Genomic DNA, 26,009 nt, shown 5'->3' on the forward strand with positions numbered 1-26,009 from the left:
AACCACAAGGCCGTATTAATGTGCCTCGTCCCAGTTGTTCCCCACACCCACTTCAACCAGCAGCGGAACATCCAGATCGGCCGCGCCGCTCATGTGCACGCGGATGTCCTTGCTGATCTGCTCGACCAGATCTTCACGCACTTCCAGCACCAGTTCATCGTGAACCTGCAGGATGACGCGAGCATCCAGACCTGACGCTTCCAGCCAGCCGTTCACCGCCACCATCGCCCGCTTGATGATGTCAGCCGCCGTGCCTTGCATCGGAGCGTTGATCGCCATGCGTTCGGCGCCTTTGCGCAGCGCCTGATTCTTCGCGTTGATGTCCGGCAGGTAGAGGCGACGACCGAAAATGGTCTCGACGTATCCTTGTTCCGCCGCCTGAGCACGGGTGCGCTCCATGTAATCCAGCACGCCGGGATAGCGCGCGAAATAGCGATCCACATAGGCCTGGGACTGCTTGCGATCGACACCAATCTGCTTGGCCAGCCCGAACGCGCTCATGCCGTAGATCAGACCGAAGTTGATCGCCTTGGCGCTGCGACGCATGTCGTTGGTCACGTCCGGCAGTTCGACACCAAACACCTCGCCCGCCGTTGCACGGTGGACGTCCAGGTCGTTGCGGAAGGCGTGCAGCAAGCCTTCGTCCTTGGCCAGATGCGCCATGATCCGCAGTTCGATCTGCGAGTAGTCCGCCGCCAGCAGCTTGTAGCCTTGGGGCGCGACAAACGCCTGACGAATGCGACGACCCTCGGCGGTCCGGATCGGGATGTTCTGCAGGTTCGGGTCGCTGGAGGACAGACGCCCGGTCACCGCCACTGCCTGATGGTAAGAGGTGTGAATTCGCCCGGTGCGCGGGTTGATCTGCTCCGGCAGGCGATCGGTGTACGTGCTTTTCAGTTTGCTCATCGAGCGGTACTGCATCAGCACCTTCGGCAGCGGATATTCCTGCTCGGCCAGTTCCGCGAGCACCGCTTCAGCCGTAGAGGGCTGGCCGGTGGCGGTCTTGCTGATGATCGGCATGCCGAGCTTTTCGTAGAGAATCACCCCGAGCTGCTTGGGCGAGCCGAGATTGAATTCTTCACCGGCGATGGCGAACGCTTCGCGCTCAAGTTCGGTCATCTTGTTGCCTAGCTCGACGCTCTGATTGCCCAGCAGATTGGCATCGACCAGTGCACCTTGACGCTCGATGCGAGCCAATACAGGCATGAGCGGCATCTCGATGTCGTTCAGCACCGGGGCCAGGCTCGGCGTCTTGGCCAGCCTGTCCTGCAACACCTCGTGCAGTCGCAGCGTCAGGTCAGCCTCTTCGGCGGCATACGTACCGGCCTGCTCCAGCGCGATCTGATCAAAACTCAGTTGTTTGGCGCCCTTGCCCGCGATGTCCTGGAAATTCACTGGCGTGTGATCCAGGTATTTGGCGACCAGGCTGTCACGGTCGTGACGCGTCGCGGTGGAGTCGAGCACATAGGATTCGAGCATCGTGTCGAACTTGACGCCCTGCACGTTGATGCCCTGGCTCTGGTCGCCATTGATGGCGCAGTTGGCCAGCAGGTTGATCGCAAACTTGGCGTGCTGGCCGACCTTGATTTTACTCGCGTCCTCCAGGATGGGCTTGAGCGCTTTCAGCACAGCGTCGCGATCCAGCTGCTGCTGCACGCCCATATAGGAATGGGTGAGCGGGATGTAACAGGCTTCGTGGGTCTTGATCGCGAACGACAGGCCGACGATCTGCGCGCGCTGGGCGTCGGTGCCGTTGCTCTGCACCACAAAGGCGAACAACTGCGCGGCGTTGAGCTTCTTCAGCCAGTCGTCGAATTGGGTTTGCTCAAGAATGAGTTCGTACGTGGCCTCGATCACAGGCGCTGGCTCGGCAGCCGGGACGACTTCTACGCCTTCCTGGCGGGCGTCACGCTGCAGATCGGTGATCCAGCTCTTGAATTCCAGCTCGGTGTACAGCGCCATTAGCGCCTCACGATCGGGCTCGCCGCAGTGCAGGGCATCGAGCTCTATATCCAGCGGCACGTCGATCTTGATGGTCGCCAGCTCGTAGGACAGGAAGGCCATTTCCTTGTGTTCTTCGAGCTTGGCCGGCAGGGATTTAGCGCCCCGAAGCGGCAGTGCTGCCACTTTGTCGAGGTTCGCGTAAAGCTCTTTCAGGCCACCGTTGATGCCCACCAGCAGGCCTGCTGCGGTTTTCTCACCGACACCGGGTACGCCGGGGATGTTGTCGACCTTGTCGCCCATCAACGCCAGGTAATCGATGATGTGTTCCGGGCCGACGCCGAACTTCTCTTTCACGCCGGCGACGTCCAGCACGCTGCCGGTCATGGTGTTGACCAGCGTAATGTGGCCATCGACCAGTTGAGCCATATCCTTGTCACCGGTGGAGATGACCACCGGACGATCGGCGGCGGCGCTGCTGCGCGCCAGCGTGCCGATCACGTCGTCGGCCTCCACGCCTTCGACGCACAACAGCGGGTAACCGAGGCCTCGCACGCAGTTGTGCAGGAAGTCGATCTGCACGCGCATGTCGTCCGGCATGCTGGGGCGATTGGCTTTGTATTCGCCGTACAGCGCGTCGCGGAACGTTCCGCCCTTGGCATCGAACACCACGGCAAACGGGCTTTCGGGATATTGCCTGCGCAGGCTTTTGAGCATGTTCAGCACGCCCTTGACCGCACCGGTGGGCAGGCCTTTGGAGGTCATGAGCGGCGGCAGCGCATGGAACGCGCGGTAAAGATAAGAAGAACCGTCCACCAGGACGAGGGGCGCAAGACTCATGTGCAAGATCAACCTTTTCGGCGGGGTCGGCGCTAGAATGCGCGGACCGTTGACGACAAAGGCACAAGGTTATCATGCGCGCGCTGAATCGCCTGTTACTGCTCGGCGGGTTGCTTGCCTGTCCGTGGCTGGCGGTCGCGGCGGACGATGAAGCGCCGTCGGCAGAGCCTGATGTGACGATTCGTCAGGACAGTGATGGCTTCATCAAGGAGTACCGTGCGAACGGATTCGTATACGCCGTGAAGATCACGCCCAAACACGGTAAGCCTTATTATCTGGTGCGCGCCGATGGCACAAGTGGTCAATTCATCCGTTCGGATCAACCGGACATGCTGATACCTCAATGGGTACTATTCAGCTGGTAACGCCCTACATTCACTCTCTTGCTGGCAGTCTTCTATGTCCGTTTTTACTCCCCTGGCTCGGCCCGAGCTGGAAGCTTTTCTCGCCCCGTACGGGCTTGGCGCCCTGCGTGATTTTCAGGGCATCGCCGCTGGAAGTGAAAACACCAACTTCTTCATCAGCCTGGAGCAGGGCGAATTCGTGCTGACGCTGGTCGAGCGCGGCCCGGTTCAGGAAATGCCGTTCTTCATCGAGCTGCTGGACGTTCTTCACGATGCCAACCTGCCCGTGCCCTACGCGCTGCGCACCACCGACGGCCAGGCCCTGCGCGAGCTGAAAGGCAAACCGGCCCTGCTGCAACCGCGCCTGTCCGGCAAGCACCCGGCCCAGCCCAACACCCAGCACTGCGTGCAGATCGGCGAGTTCATGGCGCACATGCACATGGCGACGCGCAACCAGACCATCGAACGCAAAACCGACCGTGGTCTGGACTGGATGCTGGAGGAGGGCGGTAATTTCATCTCTCACCTGGACGAGGCGCAGGGCGCGCTGCTGACCAAGGCTGTCGAAGAAATCCAGCGTCGCAAGGCGAAAATCATGGCGCTGCCACGAGCCAATTTGCACGCCGACCTGTTCCGCGACAACACGCTGTTCGAAGGCACTCACCTGACGGGCGTCATCGATTTCTACAACGCCTGTTCCGGGCCGATGCTGTACGACGTGGCGATTGCGGTAAATGATTGGTGCTCGTTTGAGAACGGCACCATCGATGCCCCGCGCGCCCGGGCGTTTCTGGGTGCCTACGCTGCGCTGAGGCCGTTTACCGCCACCGAAGCCGAGCTGTGGTCAACCATGCTGCGAGTGGGTTGCGTGCGGTTCTGGCTATCGCGCCTCATCGCCGCCGAAACTTTTGCCGGGCAGGACGTGTTGATCCATGATCCGGACGAATTCCGCAAACGCCTGGAACAGCGCCAGGAAACCCATATTCCGTTGCCGTTTGCGTTGTAAACCATATCAGCCTACGCATATCCACTGTAGGAGCGTGGCTTGTCCCGCGATCGGTTGCATAGCAGCCGTGAACCGGTAATGCGGACTGCAGTACAGACGCGTTGTCCGGTTTGCTGCCGCTGCGCGGCAGATCGCGGGACAAGCCACGCTCCTACAGGTGTTACGACTGCGTCACAAACCCTCCAGACACCCCGCCAGATCATCCGCCAGCTTGCTCAGCAATTGCTCGTAACCCTTGGCGGTGGCGGGTGTGTAGCCGCCCAATCCGTCCAGCTCAGCCAATTTGACAGGCAAGCCCGCACTCAATGTGTCGGCCAGACGCGGGCGAAGGGGCGGCTCGCTGAAGACGCAGGTTTTGCCGAACTCGGTCAACCGCGCACGCATGGCGGCGACGTGTTGAGCACCCGGCTGAACCTCGCTGCTGACGGCAAATACGCCCGCATGCTTGAGCCCGTAAGCCTCTTCGAAATAATCAAACGCCTCGTGGAACACGAAATACTGCTTGCCCGAAATGCCGGCGACACGCTGTTTGATTTTGGCGTCCAGTGCGTCAAGGCGTGCGTCGAAGGCTTTGACGTTGCTCTCGTAACGCGCGGCATTGGCCGGATCGGCCTGGCTCAAGTCAGCGGCCATCTTCGCCGCAATCACCCGCGCATTGACCGAAGACAACCACAAATGCGCATCGACGCTGCCCGGCCGGTGATCGTGGTCATGTTCGTCTTCGTCATCATCGTGGTGCTCGGTGCTGGCGGTGAAATGGCGCAAGTGCATGCCCTGCAACGACTCCACCGGGACCGAGGCTTTGCTGCGCCCGGACAGCACGCGAGGCAGGAATGTCTCCATGTCCGGGCCGATCCAGTAGAGCAAATCTGCTTCCTGCACGCGCCGTACGTCGGACGGCCGTAGCGCATAGTTATGAGGGGATGCGCCTGGCGGAAGCAGGACTTCCGGCACCGCGATTCCGTCCTGCACAGCCGCGGCGATCAACTGCAGCGGCTTGATGCTGGTCAGAACACGGACGTTGGCTTCAGCAACGGTGATGGTTGAGAAACCGGTAATAAATACGACAAAAAGTAAAAAAATTCGGGACACGGTAACCACTCATGGGGGCAGGAACAGGTAACATAATAACGTCTCTCTCAAAGGCCGTCGCCGCTCATGTCTAAAACACCCCTGGCCAGTCGCCCCCACGATCACTCCCACTGCGTGCACAGTGCGCTCACTGAAGCAGACACGCTGTGCGCGGGCAAAGGCCTGCGCCTGACGGCGCTGCGCCGTCGCGTGCTGGAACTGGTCTGGCAGAGCCACAAGCCGCTGGGCGCCTACGACATCCTCGCCGTGCTCAGCGAAGAAGACGGCCGCCGCGCCGCGCCGCCTACGGTGTACCGCGCGCTGGACTTCCTGCTGGAAAACGGCCTGGTGCACCGCATCGCGTCGTTGAACGCCTTCGCCGGCTGCAACCACCCGACCCACGCGCATCAAGGTCAATTTCTGATCTGCCGCGAGTGCCACGCCGCCATCGAATTGCAGCACGGCAGCATCAGCGCGGCCATCGTCGACGCGGCTAATGAGGTCGGCTTTGACGTCGAAGCCCAGACCGTTGAAGTCGTCGGCGTATGCGCCGGGTGCAAGGCCGCCTGATGAGCGATGCACTGATCCGCCTGAAGGACGTCAGTGTGACGCGCGCCGGCCAGAGCGTGCTGGAACATATCCAGTTGAGCGTCAGTTCGGGCGAAATCGTCACCCTGATCGGCCCCAACGGGGCGGGCAAGACCACACTGGTGCGCGCCGTGCTCGGGCTGCTCAAAGCCGACTCGGGCGAGATCTGGCGCAAGCCGAAACTGCGTGTCGGCTACATGCCGCAAAAACTGCACATCGACGCCACGCTGCCGCTGTCGGTCTTGCGCTTCCTGCGTCTGGTCCCCGGCGTTGATCGGGAGACCGCGCGGGCGGCGCTGATCGAGGTCGGCGCCGAGAAGGTCATCGACAGCCCATTGCAAGGGATTTCCGGTGGCGAGATGCAGCGCGTGTTGCTGGCGCGAGCGCTGTTGCGCAAGCCGGAGCTGCTGGTGCTCGACGAGCCGGTGCAGGGCGTTGACGTGGCCGGGCAGGCCGAGCTTTACGCGCTGATCACTCAGTTGCGCAACCGGCATCAATGTGGCGTGCTGATGGTGTCCCATGACCTGCACCTGGTCATGAGCACCACCGATCAGGTGGTCTGTCTCAATCGCCACGTGTGTTGTTCCGGTCACCCCGAGCAGGTCAGTAACGATCCCGCCTTCGTCGAGCTGTTCGGCCTGAACGCGCCGAGCCTGGCGATCTATCACCATCATCACGATCACGCCCACGATTTGCATGGCGAAGTCTGCCAACCCGCGCCGGCTCACGACCACGTCCATACCGACACCCACACTCACGACCACGGGGACAGCTGCAAGCATGGCTGATTTTCTTCTTTACGCCTTGCTCGCAGGCCTCGCGTTAGCAGTAGTGGCAGGCCCTCTGGGGTCTTTCGTGGTCTGGCGGCGCATGGCTTATTTTGGCGACACGCTGTCCCATGCCGCGTTGCTCGGCGTGGCACTGGGCTTTTTGCTGGACATCAGCCCGACGATCGCCGTCACCGTGGGCTGCCTGCTGCTGGCGGTCTTGCTCGTGACCCTGCAGCAGCGCCAGCCACTTGCCTCCGACACGTTGCTGGGCATTCTGGCGCCGAGCACCTTGTCCCTCGGGCTGGTGGTGCTGAGCTTCATGCGCGATGTGCGCATCGACTTGATGGGCTATTTGTTCGGTGACCTTCTGGCCATCAGTCCAAACGATCTGGCGTGGATTCTCGCGGGCAGCGCATTGGTGCTGGTGCTGATCTGTGCGCTATGGCGACCGCTGCTGGCGATCACTGTGCATGAAGAGCTGGCAACGGTCGAAGGGCTGCCGGTGGCGACACTGCGCATGACATTGATGCTGCTGATTGCCGTGGTCATCGCGGTGGCCATGAAGATCGTCGGCGTGTTGCTGATTACCTCGCTGCTGATCATTCCCGCCGCTGCGGCACAACGTCACGCCCGTTCGCCAGAGCAAATGGCCCTGGGGGCAAGCATCATCGGCGTCATTGCGGTGTGCTCGGGTCTGGCATTGTCCTGGTTCAAGGACACCCCGGCAGGCCCGTCTATCGTGGTCTCGGCGGCAACCTTGTTTTTGCTCAGTTTCCTTTTGCCCAAGCGGTAGAACCTTGGGTGGCGGGTAGAGTCATACTCCGCAATAATCCGATGGCGGCAATGTGCAATGACTCCTTGCGCGCCCACCGATCGTGATCAGTTATTTTCGGTGCAAGTCAGTTGCGTGTAGACTTGCTCGTTTTTTGCGCAAATAGAGAATCGCAGGAATGAAGCCGTTCGCATCCCGTTATCTGCTGCTTGCTGCATTTTCCGTCCTGTTGAGCGCTTGCCAGAGCAAGCCCGTCGAGCAGCCAGCCCCTGTGGCGCCGCCTGACGCGTATCAGCAGTTGGAGCAGAACATCGCCAGCAGCGAGTTGGCCACCGCCGAAGATCAATTGGCGGCGCTGCAAAGCAAGTCCCCGGACGATCCCCGACTCGAGCAATACCAGCGTCAATTGGCTGAGGCCTATTTGAGCCGCAGTCAGATCGTGCTGCAAAAAGGCGACATGAATGCTGCCGCGACTGCGTTGAGTCGCGCTCGCGCCCTGATGCCAAAGGCCCCGGCGCTGACCAGTGGCGTCAACGGCGCCATCGCCCACGCCCGTAAAGCCGAGCTGGAAAAGGCTGAAGCCGATCTGCGCGCTGCCGAAGCCAAGCGCAAGGCGAAGGTGATCGACCCGAGCGCCGAGAGTACGACCATCGAGCTGAAGCTGGGGGACATGAAGCAGCTTCGCCGTCAGTTGAGTGACATCGCTGAAGATGTCACAGCGTTCAACTGCGACGTTATCGTGCAGGTGCCGCGCACAGACGACTACCCTTGGCTGGCCACCTTGCTGACCAAGCGCATCACGAAGATCAACCCGGATTTCGAGTTGCAGATGCAGCGTGAAATCGAGCGCACTGAGCCTGCGAAGATTGTGTTGAAACCCGCTCAGCCCTGATCGGTTTTTGATCAAAAGAAAAGGCGTTGCCCTCGTGGGCAACGCCTTTTTTTGCGCTTGCTTGCCTCCCTTCCCACGGGAAAGGCTCGGGATCGACTGCGCAAGAAGTTGCGCACTTGATTGTGTGTTTCAGGGTGCTTTCTGCGCTGTATGCCTCGTCTTTTGTGGCCTGTAGACGAGTGCGCAAGAAGTTGCACAGGGGTGCGCAACTTCTTGCGCACTTTCACTTTGTTATCGGGTTTAGCGTTCGCTCAAACCTGCTATTTATCCTCTTAAGCTATTGATTTTGCTTTCTTAATTTATCGCTGGCACAGCCCTTGATATCTCCGTGGCCCCCGGATTGGCATTCACGCCTTTTCCGATGGTTTTTTGAGCACGGAGAGCATCCTTGGCAACCCCCTTAAATCTTCCCGTTGGTGGCGATAAACGCGAACCTCAGGTCGCGATTGTTCCGCTTGATCAAATTCAGGTTGAAGACGTTGGTCTTGGTGCGGCCAATGTTGATGCCTGGCTGCAGGAGATCAGCGGCGGGGTTGTCACGCTTGAGCGGATCAAGACCGTGGCCGGTGGGCTGCCGGTGGTGGGCAATATCATGGCGCTGGTTGATGCGCTGAACGACATCGTCCGGCTGGCGACCAGTGACGAGCGTGACCCGCTGGACTGGGTCAGTTTGGGCATCAATCTGATCGGGATGGTGCCGATTCCGCCGGGCATGGCCGCGGCGCGGATGAGCCTGCGTCCGATGCTGTTTCTGGTGCGTCAGGAGATGCGGCAGGCGGGGAAGATGGTGTTGGGTGATGCGCTGATCGAGATTCTGATCGGGCACCTCAATGCCACGATTGTCGGGACGCTTGATGATTTTGTGACGCAGGCGCAGGGCAAGCTGCCCGGGATCCTTGAGGATGCGGGGAAGCTGGGTGAAGGCGTACTGCTTCAGATCGCTGCTGGCTTGGAGAGCTTGGTAGACCCAAAACTGAACGCCAAGGCCGATTTGCTTGAGGCGGGGCAGTTGGCTCATACCGCAGGCGATCTTTGGGCCTACGACCCTCAGGCCGCGATTGGCAATATCTTCGTCGCGGCTGCAGATATTTGTGTTGCTGCGGGTAAGGGTGCGGTGAATGGTGCTGCTGAATACCTCGTGCCTGAAGCGGTTAAAAAAGAGGTGGGCAGGCAGGCCAAGTTATTGCGTGATCTGGCTCCTCAGCTTCGCACGCAGATCACAGGGTTGGGTAATCCCGAAGCTCAGCATTCTATCGCGGCGTTGCTGGTTACTTTGGAGGGTGCGGTCGTCAGCTGGCGGTCGCGCAATGGCCATGGGCAGGCTTTCAACATCAAGCCCGGGGTGGTTAATAAGGCCAAGCGCCAGGCGGGTGAAGGCAAGCTGGAGACTGTTCAGTTCGAGAAGCCTGCAAAGGGCCGGCCTAACAAGCGGAAGAACTGTACGTGTCCGTGCCCTTGTGAATGTGCCTGCGGGTCGACGGCGAGGAGCATCAGTTTTGCGATGGGTTCGGAGTCGGTCAGTCATACCGATTTCAGCCTGCCCGGACCGTTTCCCATTGAGTGGACGCGGACCTATTGCTCCAGTCTGGATGCCTACGATGAGGATGTCATCGGCGCACGCTGGATCACGCCTTTTACTACGCGCTTCGATCTCGTCGGCGACGGTTTGGTCTTCCACGACGCCGATGGCCGCAGCCATGAATTCCCTCTGCCCAAGGTCAAACTGTTTCACTTCAACGCCATTGAGAACCTGACCGTCGTTCGCCTCAGCAAAGATCGGCTATCGCTGATGCGTGGGCTTGATCACCGCGAGACATATGTTCGGCGGGGTGACCGGTTTGTATTGATCAATAAGGTTTTGCCCAATGGCGCCGGGGTGATGCTGCATTACGAGTATCGGCACGGTGGGGATTCGGTGCTTTCTGAGTTGGTGACGTACTCGGAAAAAGATGTAAACAAAGTCCATCTTCGCCTTGGCACTTTGATTGATGATCAGGGCCGGCTGACCGGCCTGTGGGAAGTTCGCGATGGTGACGTCAAACGCCAACTGTGCGCGTATCAGTACGACACCGAAGGCGACCTTGTTCTGGCTCAGGACGAGAACGGCGCTACATGGCGCTATCAATACCTACACCACCTGATCACCCGCTACACCGACCGCACCAATCGTGGTTTGAATTTGCAGTGGCAAGGCACCGGTCCCGACGCCAAGGCCGTGCGCGAATGGGCCGACGACGGCAGTTTTGATACTCGGCTGGCGTGGGATGAAAACATTCGTCTTACCTATGTCACCGATGCACTCGGCCACGAAACCCGGCACTACTACGACAGCCTGGGTTACACCTACCGCATTTGCCATGCGGACGGGCGTTCGGAATGGTTCTTTCGTGATCAGGCGAAGAACATCATCCGCCACGTTCATACCGACGGCAGTACCGACCGCTATCGCTACGACAAACTCAGCAACCTCACCGAGCACACCCGCGCTGATCACAGCGTCATCAATTACGCCTACGACGATAAAAGCCATCTGATCAAGATCAGCGATGGCGAGGGCGCCTTGTGGAAGCGGGACTACGACCTTCGCGGCAATCTGGTTGAAGCGATCGATCCTTTAGAGAACATCACCGAATACGCCTACAACTCGTTCGGTCTTCCTACAGCGATCAAGGACGCCAACGGCAACACCAAAGCGTTGGCCTACAACGACGCGGGTCAGCTCGTTAAGTATACCGACTGCTCGGGCAAGGTCAGCGCGTGGGAATACGACGAACGCGGCCAGATGATCCGCTTCACCGACCCGGCCGGGCATAGCACGACGTACGAATACAAAGCCGGCCAGTTGGTGTTGATCAAGCATCCGGACAAAACCGAAGAACGCTTCAGCCGCGATGCAGAAGGACGACTGCTAGCTCACTCCGATGGTTTGGAGCGCTGCACCACTTGGCGCTACACCGCTGCAGGCTTCATCGCCGAACGCGTCGACGCCGCCGAGCAAACCCTGCGTTATCGATGGGACAAACTCGGCCGCCTCGTCGCGCTGGACAACGAAAACGAACGCAGCGCGCATTTTCACTACGACCCGGTTGGGCGCCTGCTGGAAGAGCGCGGCTTCGACAATCGCTCGACCCGCTATCAGTACGATCCCGAGACGGGGCGCCTTGCCCAAGCCCTCAACGGCCAACGCACGATCGCATTGACCTTCGACCCGATGGGCCGCCTGACCGAACGCCGTGCCACTCTCGGCGACAAGTCCCAAAGCGAAACCTTTGCCTACGACGGCAATGGCCATCTGGTCATGGCGACCAACGCCGTCAGCCGCCTGCAATGGTTTCACGATCCCGCGGGCAACCTGCTGCGCGAGCATCAGCACTATTCGAATCTGGATAAACCACTGGTTGCCGTCTGGCAGCACGAGTACGACGCGCTCAATAACCGCGTTGCGACTATCCGCCCGGACGGCCATCGCGTCAGTTGGCTGACCTACGGCAGCGGGCATCTGCTCGGCCTCAAGTTCGACGAGCACGAACTGCTCAGCTATGAACGCGATGATCTGCACCGCGAAATCAGCCGGCATCAAGGCAATAACCTGCTACAAACCCAGCAATGGGACCCGGCGGGACGCCTTCAAGAACAGCTACTGGGCCGGGCAGACGATAAAACCACGCTCATCAAACGCGCCTACACCTACGACGCTGCCGGCCAACTCACCGATATCAACGACAGCCGTCGCGGGCAATTAAGCTACCGATACGATCCCGTCAGCCGACTTATCAATGCGACTAGTCGCTTGGGCGTGGAAACCTTCGCCTTCGACCCTGCAAGCAACCTGCTCAACGACAGCGACGCGCCCGTCCGCCGCCCGTTAGATCCGGAGCCTGTCCGCCACAAACTGATCGACAACCTGCTGCGCGACTACGCGGGCAATCACTATGAGTACGACGAACGCGGCAACCAGACTGAACGCTGGACCAATGGCCTGCGCAGCGAGCTTCACTGGGATCTATTCGATCGTCTGGTGCACTTCCGCGATCCGCGTCTCACCGTCGACTTCGGCTACGACCCCCTCGGACGCCGCCTCTACAAACTCTCCAAAGCCCACTACCGCCCGCGCCCAGAAGCCGGCACCGGCTGGAACGAAAACGAACACGCCCGCAAAGAACGCGAGCTCGGCTGCGGCTTCACCCTGTACGGCTGGGACGGCGACAACCTCGCCTGGGAAAGCAGCCCTCCGCCGTACGCCGGCGCACTCGGCCGAACCGTCCACTACATCCACGAGCCCAGCACTTTCGTTCCCGTGGCCCAGGCCATCCGCCACGAAACCATACGCCTCGTAAGCCAACCCACTTACGAAGGGCGCTACAACTTCAAAGAAGACCCGCTCTGGAACTACAAACCCGTCGCACTGCCGATCGACGCACTCGCCTGGTACCAATGCGACCACCTCGGCACCCCGCAGGAAATCACCGACCAGAACGGCAACACCGCCTGGTGCGCGCAATACAAAGCCTGGGGCGAAGCAACCGAACAGCGCTCCGAATTCGCTCACCAGATCGGTCTGACCAACCCAATCCGCTTCCAAGGCCAATACCACGACCACGAGACTGGCCTGCACTACAACCGGCATCGGTACTATGATCCAAGGGTCGGGCGCTTCATTAGCGAGGACCCGATTGGCTACAGTGGTGGGCTGAACCTCTACCATTACGTGCCGAATCCGACGGATTGGATCGACCCGCTGGGACTTGCCCGTCTAAAGGGGATCACACCGAATAATAAAGGTGCTCGTACAACCGGCGAAGATTGGTCCCTCCCCGAGCCTACGGTCGGTTACAGCGGAGCGGCGGGTGGAGGCGGTGCGCATCATCCTGTCGTGGAACAACTCTACGCTTCCGTTCCCGAAGATAAGCGCACGGCTCTTTATCACAGTCAATGCGGGGAGGCAGACCTTCTCAGCCTTATTGCGAAGCAACATAATGTTCAGACCGTACCTCAACTGAAAAAACTTGTTAAAGGTGCCACCTTCACCACACTGAGGAATGACGGAAAAGCGTTACCTTTCTGCCGTTCTTGCACACGAGTAATGAAGACTCTTGGCATCAAGGATGGAACATTAATATGATTGATGAGATAGAAGCTCTAGAGATGGAAGCACTCGAACAACGATTCGTTGAGGAGGGATTGTCATACGACACAGTTAGACGTCTTTTTGGAAAGTTCTTGCTAAGGCTTTTTGACAACGGAACATTTTTCAGCATTTTTGACGAGCGAACGCCAAATCTTGTTCCTCATCTACAAAAAGCGGTCGCTTGTCGAAAAATAGATCGACGCGACCCAGCGATAATAAAAATGATGCATGAACTTTGGATTCTGCACGACCAGCAATGTGGACCAAACGCCGACCTTTCAAATCTTGCTAGGTGTGTAATCGTCTGCTATGGAACTCAACAGGAATGGGAAGAAGGAGACTCAACTGAGCCAACAGCCGTATTTCTCTACTTGGTCTACTTAAAGAAAGTTATTCCCGGGATCCGCCCGCTTTTAATTGAGTTCTTTACCAAGGATTAGGCTTTGAATAGCGGCCTCTTTCTTTTCTGTGATTACCTAAAAGGGCTGGCCTCGGGTTTTTTGCTGATTCGAGGTGGACAGCCGCCCTAGGTCCTAGGCTCTGTACGAAAAGTGGCTGCGCTCGGTCATGCTGCGCTAAAAACAGGCTCAGGATGCCCATTTACGACACGTAGACTCCGCTTCCTTGCCTGTTTTTGCCTTGCCTGACCTTCGCTCGCCTACTCCTCGTACAGAGCCTAGAGCCCGGTTCTGTTTGATCTAAGTCTGAGGATGGAAAAAGGAAGCGGCTCATACAGCCAATATCGCTCAACCGCCTTGAGTAACTGGAAAATAAATTATGGATCGCGAACACTTTAAAAAATATAGTATCAACTCAATAGTTCGACCTGCCGGCGACTCTAATGCACTTAAGCATCAGCTTACGTTCTTTGTCAGCGTTTTGGACGCATTGGATATTGATTTTTCAAATCCCGAAGACGATCCGATGAGGTTGGTGAGGGACTATATTGAAGACAAGATCCCTGTTGAGACACTTACTGCTAAAGCCTCAACTTGGTGGTCAATAATTGATGATTCAGCAGCGGTGCGTGAATTCCGAGACCGCAATATATTAATGGCAAGACTTGCTATCTGTCTTCTCTACTGGGATGAGACCAAACGCTCGGACCTAGGAGATAACCTGTCATGGTTTCTGGAGCTGCTACACGCTTTGAACGTCGACAGGAACCTACCAACTGAAATGATGATAAAGTATTTTGAATATCGATAAAAATAGCCAGTAAGTTAAAGGCGCGGACCATTATAGTTTGCTGCGCTTATGCCCTGAAGTCTCAGAAGAGTTCTTTGCCTTTTTTCAACGTGCTAATTGCAGCGCAGTGGGAGGAGGCTCGTTGTGATTGGTCACGCACTGACAGCGCCTAACGAAGATCAATCCCGATTTCGAGTTGCGGATGCAGCGTGAAATCGAGCGGACCGAGCCTGCGAAGATTGTGTTGAAACCCGCTCAGCTCTGATCGATTTTTGATCAAAAGAAAAGGCGTTGCCCTCGCGGGCAACGCCTTTTTTGTTACGGCTAGCCCCGCAAATTACGCAGGAATCGCCTTCGCTTTAGGCTCACGAGCCCAGACGCGGTGCTGCTGGATCGCATCGAAGAATGCCTTGAAGGAGGCTTTGTCCGAAACGGCCAGCAAGCCGGCATCGGCTTCCAGGCGCAGCAGGTCGATCAGTTTCTGTGCATCACCTGCATAAGCAATGGCTTTGAGGTGCTTGTACGCCTCAAGCACATAGTGCAGTGCCACGCCATCGCCGCTCAGGGCCTTGATCGAAGCTTCGCCGCCCGGGATGAACACAGCGTCGAACGCGACCGATGGCAAACCTTCCATCGAAGCATCCACTGCCAGGGACGCGCCGCTCGCAGTTTTAACCGGCGCGGAGGTAGGGCCCAGCACCTTGGCATGTGCACCTTCGGCTTCCAGGGCTGCTTTCATCGCCGCTACCGCTTTGTCGTCGACGCCATTAGCGACCAGGATAGCGACTTTGCGCGAAGCGATGTCGGCAGGCAGCAGGTTCGCCTGGCTCAGCAGTGGCGACTTGTCGACGGTCAATTTGCCATTGCTTTGCGCCTTGACGGTAGCGGCTTTCGGCGCCGGCAAGCCAAGGTTTTCAGCCACACGTTGAGCCAGTGTGAGGTCGATATTCGCGAGAATCTCGTTCACCTGACGTGCGCGGATGTGCTCACGCTCCACCTTGCCCAGCTCGAAGCTGTATGCCGCGATGATGTGCTCTTTCTCGTGCTCACTCATGCTGTTGAAGAACAGCGTGGCCTGGGAGAAGTGATCGCCAAACGACGGGCTGCGTTCACGCACTTTGTGCGCTTCGATGCGTTCTGGATACGTTTCGAAACCGCCATCCTCCGGACCTGCAGGTGTTTCTTTCGGCCAGCCGCCGTCGATCGAGTTGGGTTCGTAGGAAGCACGACCCTTGTCGATAGTGGTGCGGTGTTGAGCATCACGCTGGTTATTGTGGTTCGGCGAGACCGGACGGTTGATCGGAATCTCGTGGAAGTTCGGCCCACCGAGGCGGCTGATCTGCGTGTCGGTGTAGGAAAAAAGACGACCCTGCAGCAATGGATCGTTGGAGAAGTCGATACCCGGCACGACATGACCTGGGCAGAAAGCAACCTGCTCGGTCTCAGCGAAGTAGTTGTCCGGGTTGCGGTTGAGCACCATCTTACCCAGCGGCGTCACCGGCACCAGCTCTTCCGGGATGATCTTGGTCGGGTCCAGAATGTCGAAGTCGAACTTGTGCTCGTCTTCTTCTGCGATGATCTGAACGCCCAGTTCCCATTCCGGGTAGTCGCCCATCTCGATGGACTCCCACAGGTCGCGGCGATGGAAGTCAGTGTCCTTGCCCGCAAGCTTCTGCGCTTCGTCCCACACCAGGGAGCAGGTACCGTACTTGGGCTTCCAGTGGAATTTGACGAAGGAGGATTTGCCCTCGGTATTGATCATGCGGAACGTGTGAATGCCGAAGCCTTGCATCGAGCGCAGACTCTTCGGGATCGCACGGTCGGACATGGTCCACAGCACCATGTGCGCGGATTCCGGCACCAGGGAAACGAAGTCCCAGAAGGTGTCGTGTGCCGAGCCGCCCGTAGGGATTTCGTTGTGAGGCTCTGGCTTCACCGCGTGTACGAAATCGGGAAACTTGATGGCGTCCTGGATGAAGAACACCGGCATGTTGTTGCCGACCAAGTCGTAGTTGCCTTCGCCGGTATAGAACTTGACCGCGAAACCGCGTACGTCACGGACAGTATCGCCGGAGCCACGTGGGCCCTGGACCGTGGAAAAGCGTGTAAAGACCGGGGTTTTCTTGCCCGGGTCGCGCAGGAATTCGGCTTTTGACAGCGCCGAATGGTTCTCGTAGGTCTGGAAGTAACCATGAGCCGCGGTACCGCGCGCATGGACGATGCGCTCCGGGATGCGTTCATGGTCAAAGTGGGTGATCTTCTCGCGCATGATGAAGTCTTCGAGCAGCGACGGGCCGCGCGATCCGACTTTCAGCGTGTTCTGGTTGTCGGAGATCTTTACGCCCTGATTGGTGCGCAAAGCCTCGCCGGTGGCGTCGGAGCGGAACGTTTCAAGGCTTTCAACCTTGGCGTTTGTGTTGCCACGGTCCAGCGTGTCAGTGCCCGCCAGTTCGCTCTTGGCGTTGGCGCTCACAGGCGGGTTTGTGTTCTTACTCATCAGGCAAAACTCCTCAGTTCGGACGGCTCCTTTTTTCGCCTCCAACAACATGAAGGCAGTAGAAGCTCGTAGGCGGAAATGCCTGACATGAAGCCAGGCAATATTCAGGCGCTAAGTAAATGACTGACGAGGAAAACAGCCGTTCCGTTTGTTTTTCCGATTCTTCGATTTCCATCGCCGGACTGACAGCCGGCCATTCATATGACCGTTCGGCAGGTTCAGTGCGAAATAAATGCTAAGAAGGCTGGGCCCAACCTGGATTCGACAGGCTAAAATGCGCGCCCGGTTTACCCAGCCGAAGCCGAAATGGCATCGCTCAGCAGCGTGATGAAGGCATGAGCCCCACGCTGATTTTTCAACGCGCCCCACAAGGTTCGCTCCGTGATCGAGTTCCAAAACGTCCACAAAACCTATCGGGTTGCCGACCGGGAAATTCCCGCGCTGCACCCCACCAGCCTGCGCATCGAAAACGGCCAGGTGTTTGGTCTGATCGGCCATTCCGGCGCCGGCAAGAGCACCATGCTGCGCCTGATCAACCGCCTCGAAGCGCCAAGCGGCGGCAAGATCCTGGTCGATGACGTCGATGTCACTGCACTGGACGCCGATGGTCTGCGCGGCTTCCGCCGTCAGGTCGGCATGATTTTCCAGCACTTCAATCTGCTGTCGTCAAAGACGGTGGCCGACAACGTCGCCATGCCGCTGACGCTCGCCGGGGACATGTCCCGCGCGCAGATTGATCAGCGCGTGGCAGAGCTGCTCGCCCGCGTGGGTCTTTCGGACCACGCCAGGAAATACCCGGCGCAATTGTCAGGCGGTCAGAAGCAACGCGTCGGCATCGCCCGCGCGCTGGCGACCAAGCCGAAGATTCTGCTGTGCGACGAGGCCACCAGCGCCCTCGACCCGCAAACCACGGCATCGGTGTTGCAGCTGCTGGCCGAGATCAATCGCGAACTGAAGCTGACCATCGTGCTGATCACCCACGAGATGGACGTGATCCGTCGCGTGTGCGATCAAGTGGCGGTCATGGATGCGGGCGTGATCGTCGAACAGGGCGCTGTGGCGGATGTGTTTCTGCACCCCAAACACCCGACGACTCGCCGCTTTGTGCAGGAAGACGAAGAGGTCGACGAAAACCAGGTGAACAGCGATTTCGCCCATGTTCAAGGTCGCATCGTGCGCCTGACATTCCAGGGAGAAGCGACCTACGCGCCATTGCTGGGTACAGTCGCACGGGAAACCGGCGTGGACTACAGCATTCTGGCCGGCCGTATCGACCGCATAAAAGACACGCCCTACGGGCAACTGACGCTGGCCATCACCGGTGGTGACATGGACGCCGCGTTTGCCCGCTTCACCGCAGCCGACGTTCACATGGAGGTCCTGCGCTGATGGACGCCTTTCTCAACCTGTTTTCAAACGTCGACTGGTACGAAATCTGGCTGGCAACCGGCGACACTCTGATCATGCTCGGTGTGTCGCTAGCGTTCACGGTCCTGCTGGGCTTGCCGCTCGGCGTGTTGATGTTCCTGACCTCGCCGCGTCAGTTGCTTGAGAACAAGCCGGTTTACACCACCGTGGGCTTGATCGTGAACATGCTCCGGGCGCTGCCGTTCATCATCTTGCTGATCGTGATGATGCCGCTGACGGAAATCATCACCGGCACCTCGCTGGGCATCCTTGGCACGCTGCCACCGTTGATTGCAGGCGCTACGCCGTTCTTCGCGCGTCTGGTGGAAACCGCGCTGCGGGAAGTGGATCGCGGGATCATCGAGGCCACTCAGGCGATGGGCGCCACGACCCGGCAGATCGTGCTCAAAGCACTGTTGCCTGAAGCACGCCCGGGCATCCTCGCAGCAATCACCGTGACCGCGATCGCGCTGGTGTCGTTCACGGCCATGGCTGGTGCGGTCGGCGCCGGGGGCCTGGGCGATCTGGCGATTCGCTACGGTTACCAACGCTTCCAGAACGATGTGATGTTTGTAACGGTCGTATTGCTGCTGGTGCTGGTGCAGATCCTGCAAACCGTTGGCGACAGACTGGTCGCGCACTTTTCACACCGTTAACCGAATTCGCCGGTCACTGACCGGCAGATGCATGCGACTGCGCGTGCGTCCCAGGAGTAGTAGAAATGAAAAAGTTGTTGGCTGTATTCGCTGCTGTGGCAGCCCTGTCTGCCCATGCCGATGAGACCCTGACCGTCGCGGCCTCCGCTGTGCCCCACGCCGAGATTCTCGAATTCGTGAAGCCGATGCTGGCGAAGGAAGGCGTGACGCTGAACGTGAAGGTGTTCAACGATTACATTCAGCCGAACGTGCAGGTGGACCAGAACCGCATGGACGCCAATTTCTTCCAGCACCAGCCGTATCTGGATGAGTTCAACAAGGGCAAGGGCACCCATCTGGTGAGTGTGGCCAAGGTTCACATCGAACCGTTTGGCGCCTACTCGGACAAGCTCAAAAGCCTGGCCGAGCTGCCGGACGGCGCCAACGTGGCCATCCCGAATGACGCCACCAACGAGGGCCGCGCGCTGTTGCTGCTGGTCAAGGCCGGTCTGATTACCCTGAAGGATCCGACCAGCATCACCGCCAAGCCAAGCGACGTGCAGCAGAACCCGAAGAACCTGAAATTCCGCGAGCTGGAAGCGGCGACTCTGCCACGGGTACTGACGCAGGTGGACCTGGCGCTGATCAACACCAACTACGCCCTGACCGCCAAGCTTGATCCGACCAAGGATGCGCTGATCATCGAAGGGTCGGAGTCGCCTTACGCGAACATCCTGGTGACCCGCGAAGACAACAAGGATGCCCCGGCCATCCAGAAACTGGTCGCCGCGCTGCACAGCCCGGAAACCAAGGCGTTCATCGTCGAGAAGTACAAAGGCGCCGTGGTTCCGGCGTTCTGATCGCAACACTCCAATGATCTCGGCGCAACGCCGAGATCATCAGTCCTTACTTCCTCTCAACCAGCCCCGGCAACTGCGCCACCAGCTTCTGGCTGTTCAGCGGCGCGCGGATGAAGCCGCGCTGGGTGCCGTCGGGGCCGAGGAGGGCGAGGTTGCCGCTGTGGTCGACCTTATAGCCCGGCTTGCTGGTGTCCGCAGGGATGTAAGGGATGCTCACGGCATTCGCCAGCTTCTGCAGCGTATCCACCGGCGCCCTCAAGCCGAGGAACTGCTTGTCGAAGTAACCCAGGTATTGCTTGAGCTGTTCCGGGGTGTCGCGATCGGGATCAACGCTGACCAGCACGATGCGCAGTTTGCCGACGGCTTCACTGGGCAGCTCGCTTTTGATCTGACGCAGCTGGGCGAGGGTGGTCGGGCAGATGTCCGGGCAGAAGGTGTAGCCGAAGAACAGCACCGTCCATTTGCCCTTCAATTGGCTCAATGAAAGGGGTTGGCCGTCCTGATCGGTGAGCGAGAGATCAGGCACAGTGCGGCTCTGCGGGAGAAGGATAATGCCTGCGTCGACGAGCGCGGTCTGGTCGCCCTGGTCCGTTCCGGACAACGTACGGTAGACGGTCAGGCCAAGCACCAACGCCACGATGGCCACAAGGATGAAGACGGTTTTCTGGGTTCGGTTCATGAGTTCAGCACAGTGAGTGATCCACGATCGCGCGATTATGCACATAACCATGAAACTGTTATGACAATTACGTCTTAGCGTCATTTGTGGGCAGGCTAAGGTATGGACTTCCCTATAATGACTGCCTGGTTTCACTGCCTATGGAGCATTCATGAACACCGCCGCATTGCGCGAGCAGATCACCCGAGCTCAGGAACACGAAAACCAATCCGGTCAGCTATCGCGCCAGTTGGAGTCGCAACTTCCTCATCTGCACCCCTCCATTCACTTGCCTGACGTAGACCCGCGAGGCGTACTGACGCGTTTCGTCATTGCATACATCGGTCAGGTCCCGGACTTGCTGGACGCCGCCCATGACGTCGCGTTGCAGGCGGGCATTGAAAGCCAGATCAAGCCGGTCCTGAAAATCGCCGAGCAATTCTTCACCGCGCCGCCCGCCATCATGGCAGGCCACGAAGGGCTGGATGGGTTGCTGGATGAGGCGTATCTGGCCCACCGTCTGGTGGAAGAGGTGAATGATCTGTACATCAAGCATTTCGGCCAGCCGCTGATACCAATGAACACCACCGTGGCCAGCGTCATCGCCCATCAGCTGATCGGCGAATCGTTCGCCAATCAGCTCGACGAAGTGGTGCATCACGCCATTGATGAAATGCTGAACGACGAGAGCTTCTCGCTGGAGTCGGTGGAGGCCTATCGCGAGCGCCTCGCCAGCCCGGACACCGACGCGGCCTGGAAGCGCTGGCCCAGCCTGTCACGTCAGCTGGGCGTGGGGCTGGAGCTGGAGTGCGGGAAAGACTGATCCCGCACGTCCCTTGACACTGGCTTCAATGAAGCGCCGCCCCTCCGATCGACGTACGGATACGTCCCTCTACGCGACGCTTGAGCAGTCGTTGCTCCAGCAGCAAACGCGAGCCCTGCGCTGCATTGGCCCGACCCCATTCTTCCAGCAGCTCCAGGCAGGAGTGGTCGATGTAGGTCAGGTTGCCCAACGGCACATGCAGCGTGGTGCCAGGCGGCACGGTTTCCAGCGTCTGCGTCAGGGCCGGCACTTTGAGGAAGGTCGCCGAACCGTTGAGGCGCAGCTCCATTTCGCCTTCGGCCGGCAGGTCCACCAGATTGATCTTCAAGCGCGATGCATTCAGCGCCAGCTTCACCAGAGTCAGGCCAAAGCCGACCAACACGCCCGTCAGCAGATCGGTCAGGACAATCGCGCTGGCCGTCGCGCCATAGATGAACATCGGCATGCGGCCATAGCGTCCCAGCCCTTTGAGCGCCTGAACATTCACCAGCTTCACGCCGGTGTAGACCAGTACGCCGGCCAGGCTCGCCACAGGAATGCTCTGCAGCACACTGGACAGCAACAACACGAACGCCAGCAGCCACAGACCATGGAACATCGCCGACAGCCGAGTCTTCGCACCCGCCTGAACGTTGGCCGAACTGCGCACGATCACGCCGGTCATGGGCAGAGCGCCGACCAGACCGCACAGCATGTTACCCACGCCCTGGGCGCTGAGCTCTTTGTCGAAGTCCGAACGCTGTCCGTCGTGCATCCGGTCCACCGCCGCCGCCGACAGCAACGTTTCGGCACTGGCAATGAAGGCCACGGCGATCGCCGCGATCAGGATGGCAGGATCGGCCAGGTTCAGCAGGTCTGCGGGGCGCAGCCAGTCGATGGCCTCAGCAAGGTTGGCCGGAACCTCGACGCGCTTGACCTGCAAGCTCATCACCAGACTCACCACCGTGGCGATGCCGACGCCGAGCAGCGCGCCCGGCACGAATCGCAGCGCATGGGGGCGACGCTTTTCCCACAGCCACATGACCGCGATGGTGCCCAGCCCGAGGAGACCGGCCTGCATGGCGCTGCCCATCCCCATCGCACCCATAACGGTCTGCGGGAATGCCACAAGATTATCGAGCCCGGAAGGCTTGGGCCCGCTGTCGAACATGACGTGGACTTGGGAAAGCACGATCAGCACGCCGATGCCCGCCAGCATGCCGTACACCACCGCCGGCGCCGTCACGCGAAACCAGCAGCCGAGCTTCAAGCGTCCAGCCAGCAATTGCAGCGCGCCGGCGAGCAGCAGAATCGGACCGAGCATGGCCATGCCATGTTCACGGACCAGCTCGAACACCAGCACCGCCAGACCTGCCGCCGGGCCGCTGACCTGCAGCGGCGAACCGGCCAGCCAGCCCACCACCAGACCGCCGATGATGCCGGTGATCAAACCTTTTGAGGGCGGCATGCCGGAAGCGATGGCGATCCCCATGCACAGCGGCAGGGCCACCAGAAAAACCACCACGGAAGCCAGCAGCTCCCGTGGTAACAACGCTTTCAGATCAGTAGTAGCCATGACGACTCTCCGTAATTCAGACGTGACAACGCCCGGCGGCACGCGCTGAACGCGGCCGCTACGAGCTTGTATGAGGGTGGAAGCGTCAGGGCCGACGCCGCTGCGCTCAGGCGCAGCGGGTCAGCCGGCGATCAATATCGACCGCGGGGGATCGACGCCATCGGCACCGGATGGTCGCCATCCAGCGGCAGGAAGCAGTCCTGCTCAGCATCGTAGGCGCGGATCTCGCTGGTTTCGATGTCGTAGACCCAGCCATGGATGAACAGTTGACCGCTGGCCAGCTTGGACGCCACGGAGGGGTGCGTGCGCAGGTGTTGCAGCTGCGCAATGACGTTTTCTTCGGTGAGCACGTGCATGGTTTCGTGCTCGCCGGTGCAATTGCAGTTGTCCTGCACAACGGTCTTGGCAACCTCGGCGTGGCGCAGCCAGGCTTTGACCGTCGGCATTTTTTCCAGGGTGTCTGGGTTGAGAACGGCGCGCATGGCCCCGCAATCGGAGTGGCCACACACGATGATGTGCTGCACGCCCAAGGCCAGGACGGCGTATTCAATCGCGGTTGAAACGCCGCCATTCATTGGGCCATAAGGCGGAACGACGTTGCCCACGTTACGGGTAACGAACAGGTCGCCTGGCGAGCTTTGGGTGATGAGTTCCGGGACGATGCGCGAGTCGGCGCAGGTGATGAACATGGCCCGGGGATGTTGGGCGGTGGCGAGTTTCTTGAACAATTCTTCCTGCTGAGGGAAGACGTCATGGCGGAAATGCTTGAAGCCATCAACGATGTGCTTGAGCGCCATTTCGGCGGTTTCCACCTGGGGCGTTACGCCTGTCGTTGCAGCCTGAGGCTGCTTATCCTGGTCACTCATGTTTCATCCTCTCTGACGGATTAAAGTGAATTTTCCGGCGAATCCCGTGGATGACCCACTTTGTTTGGTCTTCGTGCGACTCTTTCCTACAAGACCAATCGGTCACTTCCGACTCACCTTAGCGACGCAAACTTAATTGAAACTGAATGCGTGGCTCTAGATCGCGGGTCTTGCGTTAGAAAATCTAAATCGCAAGCTCGCGCTGTAAGACGCCACCCGAGTCACAACAGCGACATCTGACCGCCGGGCGGGCAAAAGGCGCTGCAGTCCAGCTGAAAACTTTCCCGCCGGTTCAAGCCGTGCTTCTTGATGGCGAGGCTGTAACGCTGCGCCAGCAGTTCAGCGAACACCCCCTCACCGCGCATCCGCGAGCCAAAGCGGCTGTCGTACACCTCACCGCCGCGGCTCTGTCGTACCAGGCTCATCACGTGCTCGGCCCTTTGCGGATAATGCGCCTGGAGCCACTCTTCGAACAACGGGGCAACCTCCAGCGGCAGGCGCAGCATCACGTAGCTGGCACTCAAGGCGCCGGCGGCCTTGGCCTCGGCCATCAGCTTCTCCAGCTCCATGTCATTGATCATCGGAATCATCGGCGCCAGCAAAACGCCCACCGGCACGCCGGCATCGCGCAACACCCGTATCGCCCGCAGCCTGGCCTTGGGTGCCGCAGCCCGGGGTTCAAGGATGCGCTTGAGCTCGTCGTCCAGCGTCGTGAGGCTGATGAACACCGACACCAGCCGCAGCTTTGCCAGCTCGGCCAGCAGATCCAGATCCCGGAGAATCAGCGAGCCCTTGGTGATGATCGTCACCGGATGGCGATAGCGCAGCAGCACTTCCAGCGTCGCCCGGCTCAATGCGTATTCGCGCTCGATGGGCTGATACGGATCAGTGTTCGCGCCCAGGGTGATTGGCGCAACGCTGTAGCCTGGCTTGGATAGCTGCTGCTCGAGCAGAGCGGCAGCATTGGTTTTGGCGATCAATTTGGTCTCGAAGTCCAGCCCCGGCGACATGTCCCAATAGGCGTGGCTCGGTCTGGCGTAGCAATAAATACAACCGTGCTCGCATCCCCGGTAGGGATTGATCGAGCGGTCGAAAGGGATATCGGGCGACGAGTTGCGCGCAATGATGCTCTTGGCGGTTTCCAGCGTGACGGTGGTGCCTTGGGTCAGCGGTACTTCCTGATACCAGCCGTCGTCTTCGGCCACGGATCGGTTGGGCGCAAAGCGGTTATGCGGGTTGGTCGCGGTGCCGCGCCCGCGTGGAGGCAAGTGGATGGACATGACGGCTTCTCGCTAACTGGTTATGCATACAGTATCGCGAAACGCTCAAGCCCTTCACGCGCAGACCCGCAAAAACATCCCGGCACCGATCAACGGCTTTCACCAACTTTTGACATGCGCCTCACAGCGCCTTGACCCTGGGCAGCGAAAACTTGGCCCGTCGAAAATAGCTGGTCTCCACGGTACGTCTTCCATGCGCCTTCGCCCGCTCGCTGCTCAACTCATCCTGCTGCTGGCCGTGTCATCTGCTCCTCTCGCTCACGCCGAGGATGTGTCACCGGCACAATCGTCACGCCCGGCGCAATGGGCGCAACTTGTCGACCCGCACTACAACCTTTACCAGATCACGCCGACGCTTTACCGCAGTCATCAGCCGGACGCTGCAGCGCAACCGCTTCTGCAGCAGCTTGGCGTGCACACAGTGATCAACTTCCTTAAGGAAAGTGACAGCAAATGGCTGTCCGACGCCTCCGTTGTGCAAGTGCAGATTCCCCTGCAGGTGGTGCACATCGACGACGCCGATGTGATCGAAAGCCTACGCGCCATCCAGGCCGCTCAGCAAAACGGGCCGGTGCTGATTCATTGCAAGCACGGCCTGGACCGGACCGGTCTGGTGGCAGCGATGTACCGCATAGTCGCCCAGGGCTGGAGCAAACAGGCAGCACTGGATGAGATGGAGCACGGCGGTTATGGCGACGAAGACAGTCTCAAGCGCGGGATTGCCTACATCAATAATGTCGATGTGGCGGCGCTGAAGTCGGCGATGGACAGCGGTGCGTGCAGCACCAGCGTATTTGCCCGGTGCTCGGTCAAGGGTTGGTTTGAGAAAACCGATGTGATGGGGGTGCAGACAATCTTGTGGCGGTTGTGAAGTCGGACAGTGCGCAC

General features: G+C 59.3%; 21 protein-coding genes. 14 read left to right on the forward strand and 7 right to left on the reverse strand.

Going from position 1 to position 26,009, the window contains the following annotated elements:
* Positions 1–15 precede the first annotated feature (15 nt).
* Positions 16–2,781, reverse strand: a complete 2,766-nt coding sequence (gene polA / locus ACQKEN_RS14365) for a DNA polymerase I (protein ID WP_427686395.1) — start codon at positions 2,779–2,781, stop codon at positions 16–18.
* 74 nt (positions 2,782–2,855) lie between these two features.
* Here polA and ACQKEN_RS14370 point away from each other — a divergent pair, with 74 nt between their 5' ends.
* Positions 2,856–3,146 (forward strand): DUF2782 domain-containing protein, encoded by a 291-nt coding sequence (locus ACQKEN_RS14370; RefSeq protein WP_133774125.1) that lies wholly within the window; start codon positions 2,856–2,858, stop codon positions 3,144–3,146.
* A 34-nt stretch (positions 3,147–3,180) separates the two neighbouring features.
* Complete coding sequence (locus tag ACQKEN_RS14375) at positions 3,181–4,131, forward strand: homoserine kinase (RefSeq protein WP_427686397.1); 951 nt, start codon at positions 3,181–3,183, stop codon at positions 4,129–4,131.
* Between the two features lie 171 nt (positions 4,132–4,302).
* Here the strand turns inward: ACQKEN_RS14375 and znuA are convergent, their stop codons facing one another.
* Positions 4,303–5,223: a zinc ABC transporter substrate-binding protein ZnuA gene (gene znuA / locus ACQKEN_RS14380; protein WP_427686399.1), complete on the reverse strand. Its 921-nt coding sequence runs from the start codon at positions 5,221–5,223 to the stop codon at positions 4,303–4,305.
* 66 nt (positions 5,224–5,289) lie between these two features.
* Between znuA and ACQKEN_RS14385 the strand changes: the two genes are divergently transcribed.
* The 7 genes from ACQKEN_RS14385 to ACQKEN_RS14415 all read left to right on the forward strand — a co-directional run bounded on the left by ACQKEN_RS14385 (position 5,290) and on the right by ACQKEN_RS14415 (position 14,561).
* Positions 5,290–5,772: a Fur family transcriptional regulator gene (locus ACQKEN_RS14385; protein WP_427686401.1), complete on the forward strand. Its 483-nt coding sequence runs from the start codon at positions 5,290–5,292 to the stop codon at positions 5,770–5,772.
* A complete protein-coding gene (gene znuC / locus ACQKEN_RS14390) occupies positions 5,772–6,578 on the forward strand; it encodes a zinc ABC transporter ATP-binding protein ZnuC (protein ID WP_427686403.1) in 807 nt (268 codons plus the stop codon). Before ACQKEN_RS14385 ends, znuC begins: the two co-directional genes overlap by 1 nt.
* Positions 6,571–7,353 carry a zinc ABC transporter permease subunit ZnuB gene (gene znuB / locus ACQKEN_RS14395; protein ID WP_427686405.1) on the forward strand — a complete coding sequence of 261 codons (783 nt, stop codon included), beginning with the start codon at positions 6,571–6,573 and terminating at the stop codon, positions 7,351–7,353. The genes znuC and znuB overlap by 8 nt, the downstream gene beginning before the upstream one ends.
* Before the next feature lie 157 nt (positions 7,354–7,510).
* Entirely contained in the window at positions 7,511–8,224 is a 714-nt protein-coding gene (locus tag ACQKEN_RS14400) for a PA5502 family lipoprotein (protein ID WP_427686406.1), read from the forward strand.
* Between the two features lie 388 nt (positions 8,225–8,612).
* Positions 8,613–13,346, forward strand: a complete 4,734-nt coding sequence (locus tag ACQKEN_RS14405) for an RHS repeat-associated core domain-containing protein (RefSeq protein ID WP_427686408.1) — start codon at positions 8,613–8,615, stop codon at positions 13,344–13,346.
* Entirely contained in the window at positions 13,343–13,792 is a 450-nt protein-coding gene (locus ACQKEN_RS14410) for a hypothetical protein (protein ID WP_427686410.1), read from the forward strand. The genes ACQKEN_RS14405 and ACQKEN_RS14410 overlap by 4 nt, the downstream gene beginning before the upstream one ends.
* A 337-nt stretch (positions 13,793–14,129) precedes the next feature.
* Positions 14,130–14,561, forward strand: coding sequence for a hypothetical protein (locus ACQKEN_RS14415; protein WP_427686412.1), 432 nt, complete (start codon positions 14,130–14,132; stop codon positions 14,559–14,561).
* A gap of 316 nt (positions 14,562–14,877) precedes the next feature.
* On the opposite strand, the gene katE is transcribed toward ACQKEN_RS14415, so the two are convergent.
* On the reverse strand, positions 14,878–17,037 hold the full coding sequence (katE, locus tag ACQKEN_RS14420) for a catalase HPII (RefSeq protein ID WP_427686414.1): 2,160 nt from the start codon (positions 17,035–17,037) through the stop codon (positions 14,878–14,880).
* Between the two features lie 381 nt (positions 17,038–17,418).
* Here katE and ACQKEN_RS14425 point away from each other — a divergent pair, with 381 nt between their 5' ends.
* From ACQKEN_RS14425 to ACQKEN_RS14435, 3 genes are all read left to right on the forward strand, one after another.
* Positions 17,419–18,426 carry a methionine ABC transporter ATP-binding protein gene (locus tag ACQKEN_RS14425; protein WP_427686416.1) on the forward strand — a complete coding sequence of 336 codons (1,008 nt, stop codon included), beginning with the start codon at positions 17,419–17,421 and terminating at the stop codon, positions 18,424–18,426.
* Positions 18,426–19,100, forward strand: coding sequence for a methionine ABC transporter permease (locus ACQKEN_RS14430; protein WP_427686418.1), 675 nt, complete (start codon positions 18,426–18,428; stop codon positions 19,098–19,100). Before ACQKEN_RS14425 ends, ACQKEN_RS14430 begins: the two co-directional genes overlap by 1 nt.
* A gap of 65 nt (positions 19,101–19,165) precedes the next feature.
* Positions 19,166–19,939: a MetQ/NlpA family ABC transporter substrate-binding protein gene (locus ACQKEN_RS14435; protein WP_265387794.1), complete on the forward strand. Its 774-nt coding sequence runs from the start codon at positions 19,166–19,168 to the stop codon at positions 19,937–19,939.
* A 46-nt stretch (positions 19,940–19,985) separates the two neighbouring features.
* On the opposite strand, the gene ACQKEN_RS14440 is transcribed toward ACQKEN_RS14435, so the two are convergent.
* Positions 19,986–20,618, reverse strand: coding sequence for an SCO family protein (locus ACQKEN_RS14440; RefSeq protein ID WP_427686419.1), 633 nt, complete (start codon positions 20,616–20,618; stop codon positions 19,986–19,988).
* A gap of 151 nt (positions 20,619–20,769) precedes the next feature.
* On the opposite strand from ACQKEN_RS14440, the gene ACQKEN_RS14445 reads away from it, so the two are divergent.
* Positions 20,770–21,420: a hypothetical protein gene (locus ACQKEN_RS14445; protein ID WP_427686421.1), complete on the forward strand. Its 651-nt coding sequence runs from the start codon at positions 20,770–20,772 to the stop codon at positions 21,418–21,420.
* A 25-nt stretch (positions 21,421–21,445) separates the two neighbouring features.
* On the opposite strand, the gene ACQKEN_RS14450 is transcribed toward ACQKEN_RS14445, so the two are convergent.
* The 3 genes from ACQKEN_RS14450 to ACQKEN_RS14460 form a co-directional block, all read right to left on the reverse strand.
* Positions 21,446–22,975 (reverse strand): SulP family inorganic anion transporter, encoded by a 1,530-nt coding sequence (locus ACQKEN_RS14450; protein ID WP_427686423.1) that lies wholly within the window; start codon positions 22,973–22,975, stop codon positions 21,446–21,448.
* 131 nt (positions 22,976–23,106) lie between these two features.
* Positions 23,107–23,772 carry a carbonic anhydrase gene (locus ACQKEN_RS14455; protein WP_427686506.1) on the reverse strand — a complete coding sequence of 222 codons (666 nt, stop codon included), beginning with the start codon at positions 23,770–23,772 and terminating at the stop codon, positions 23,107–23,109.
* A 290-nt stretch (positions 23,773–24,062) separates the two neighbouring features.
* Entirely contained in the window at positions 24,063–25,121 is a 1,059-nt protein-coding gene (locus tag ACQKEN_RS14460) for a PA0069 family radical SAM protein (RefSeq protein WP_427686425.1), read from the reverse strand.
* 193 nt (positions 25,122–25,314) lie between these two features.
* On the opposite strand from ACQKEN_RS14460, the gene ACQKEN_RS14465 reads away from it, so the two are divergent.
* Positions 25,315–25,992 carry a dual specificity protein phosphatase family protein gene (locus ACQKEN_RS14465; protein WP_427686427.1) on the forward strand — a complete coding sequence of 226 codons (678 nt, stop codon included), beginning with the start codon at positions 25,315–25,317 and terminating at the stop codon, positions 25,990–25,992.
* The last annotated feature ends 17 nt before the right edge of the window (positions 25,993–26,009 follow it).

The organism is Pseudomonas sp. NPDC078416, assembly GCF_050268485.1.
Taxonomy (GTDB): domain Bacteria; phylum Pseudomonadota; class Gammaproteobacteria; order Pseudomonadales; family Pseudomonadaceae; genus Aquipseudomonas.

Coding starts and splice junctions, on each gene's coding strand:
- znuB (WP_427686405.1), top strand. CDS start 6,571: ATGGCTGATTTTCTTCTTTACGCCTTGCTCGCAGGCCTCGCGTTAGCA.
- ACQKEN_RS14410 (WP_427686410.1), top strand. CDS start 13,343: ATGATTGATGAGATAGAAGCTCTAGAGATGGAAGCACTCGAACAACGA.
- polA (WP_427686395.1), bottom strand. CDS start 2,781: ATGAGTCTTGCGCCCCTCGTCCTGGTGGACGGTTCTTCTTATCTTTAC.
- ACQKEN_RS14415 (WP_427686412.1), top strand. CDS start 14,130: ATGGATCGCGAACACTTTAAAAAATATAGTATCAACTCAATAGTTCGA.
- ACQKEN_RS14460 (WP_427686425.1), bottom strand. CDS start 25,121: ATGTCCATCCACTTGCCTCCACGCGGGCGCGGCACCGCGACCAACCCG.
- ACQKEN_RS14435 (WP_265387794.1), top strand. CDS start 19,166: ATGAAAAAGTTGTTGGCTGTATTCGCTGCTGTGGCAGCCCTGTCTGCC.
- ACQKEN_RS14455 (WP_427686506.1), bottom strand. CDS start 23,772: ATGGCGCTCAAGCACATCGTTGATGGCTTCAAGCATTTCCGCCATGAC.
- ACQKEN_RS14430 (WP_427686418.1), top strand. CDS start 18,426: ATGGACGCCTTTCTCAACCTGTTTTCAAACGTCGACTGGTACGAAATC.
- znuC (WP_427686403.1), top strand. CDS start 5,772: ATGAGCGATGCACTGATCCGCCTGAAGGACGTCAGTGTGACGCGCGCC.
- ACQKEN_RS14465 (WP_427686427.1), top strand. CDS start 25,315: ATGCGCCTTCGCCCGCTCGCTGCTCAACTCATCCTGCTGCTGGCCGTG.
- ACQKEN_RS14375 (WP_427686397.1), top strand. CDS start 3,181: ATGTCCGTTTTTACTCCCCTGGCTCGGCCCGAGCTGGAAGCTTTTCTC.
- ACQKEN_RS14440 (WP_427686419.1), bottom strand. CDS start 20,618: ATGAACCGAACCCAGAAAACCGTCTTCATCCTTGTGGCCATCGTGGCG.
- ACQKEN_RS14450 (WP_427686423.1), bottom strand. CDS start 22,975: ATGGCTACTACTGATCTGAAAGCGTTGTTACCACGGGAGCTGCTGGCT.
- katE (WP_427686414.1), bottom strand. CDS start 17,037: ATGAGTAAGAACACAAACCCGCCTGTGAGCGCCAACGCCAAGAGCGAA.
- ACQKEN_RS14370 (WP_133774125.1), top strand. CDS start 2,856: ATGCGCGCGCTGAATCGCCTGTTACTGCTCGGCGGGTTGCTTGCCTGT.
- ACQKEN_RS14385 (WP_427686401.1), top strand. CDS start 5,290: ATGTCTAAAACACCCCTGGCCAGTCGCCCCCACGATCACTCCCACTGC.
- ACQKEN_RS14400 (WP_427686406.1), top strand. CDS start 7,511: ATGAAGCCGTTCGCATCCCGTTATCTGCTGCTTGCTGCATTTTCCGTC.
- ACQKEN_RS14445 (WP_427686421.1), top strand. CDS start 20,770: ATGAACACCGCCGCATTGCGCGAGCAGATCACCCGAGCTCAGGAACAC.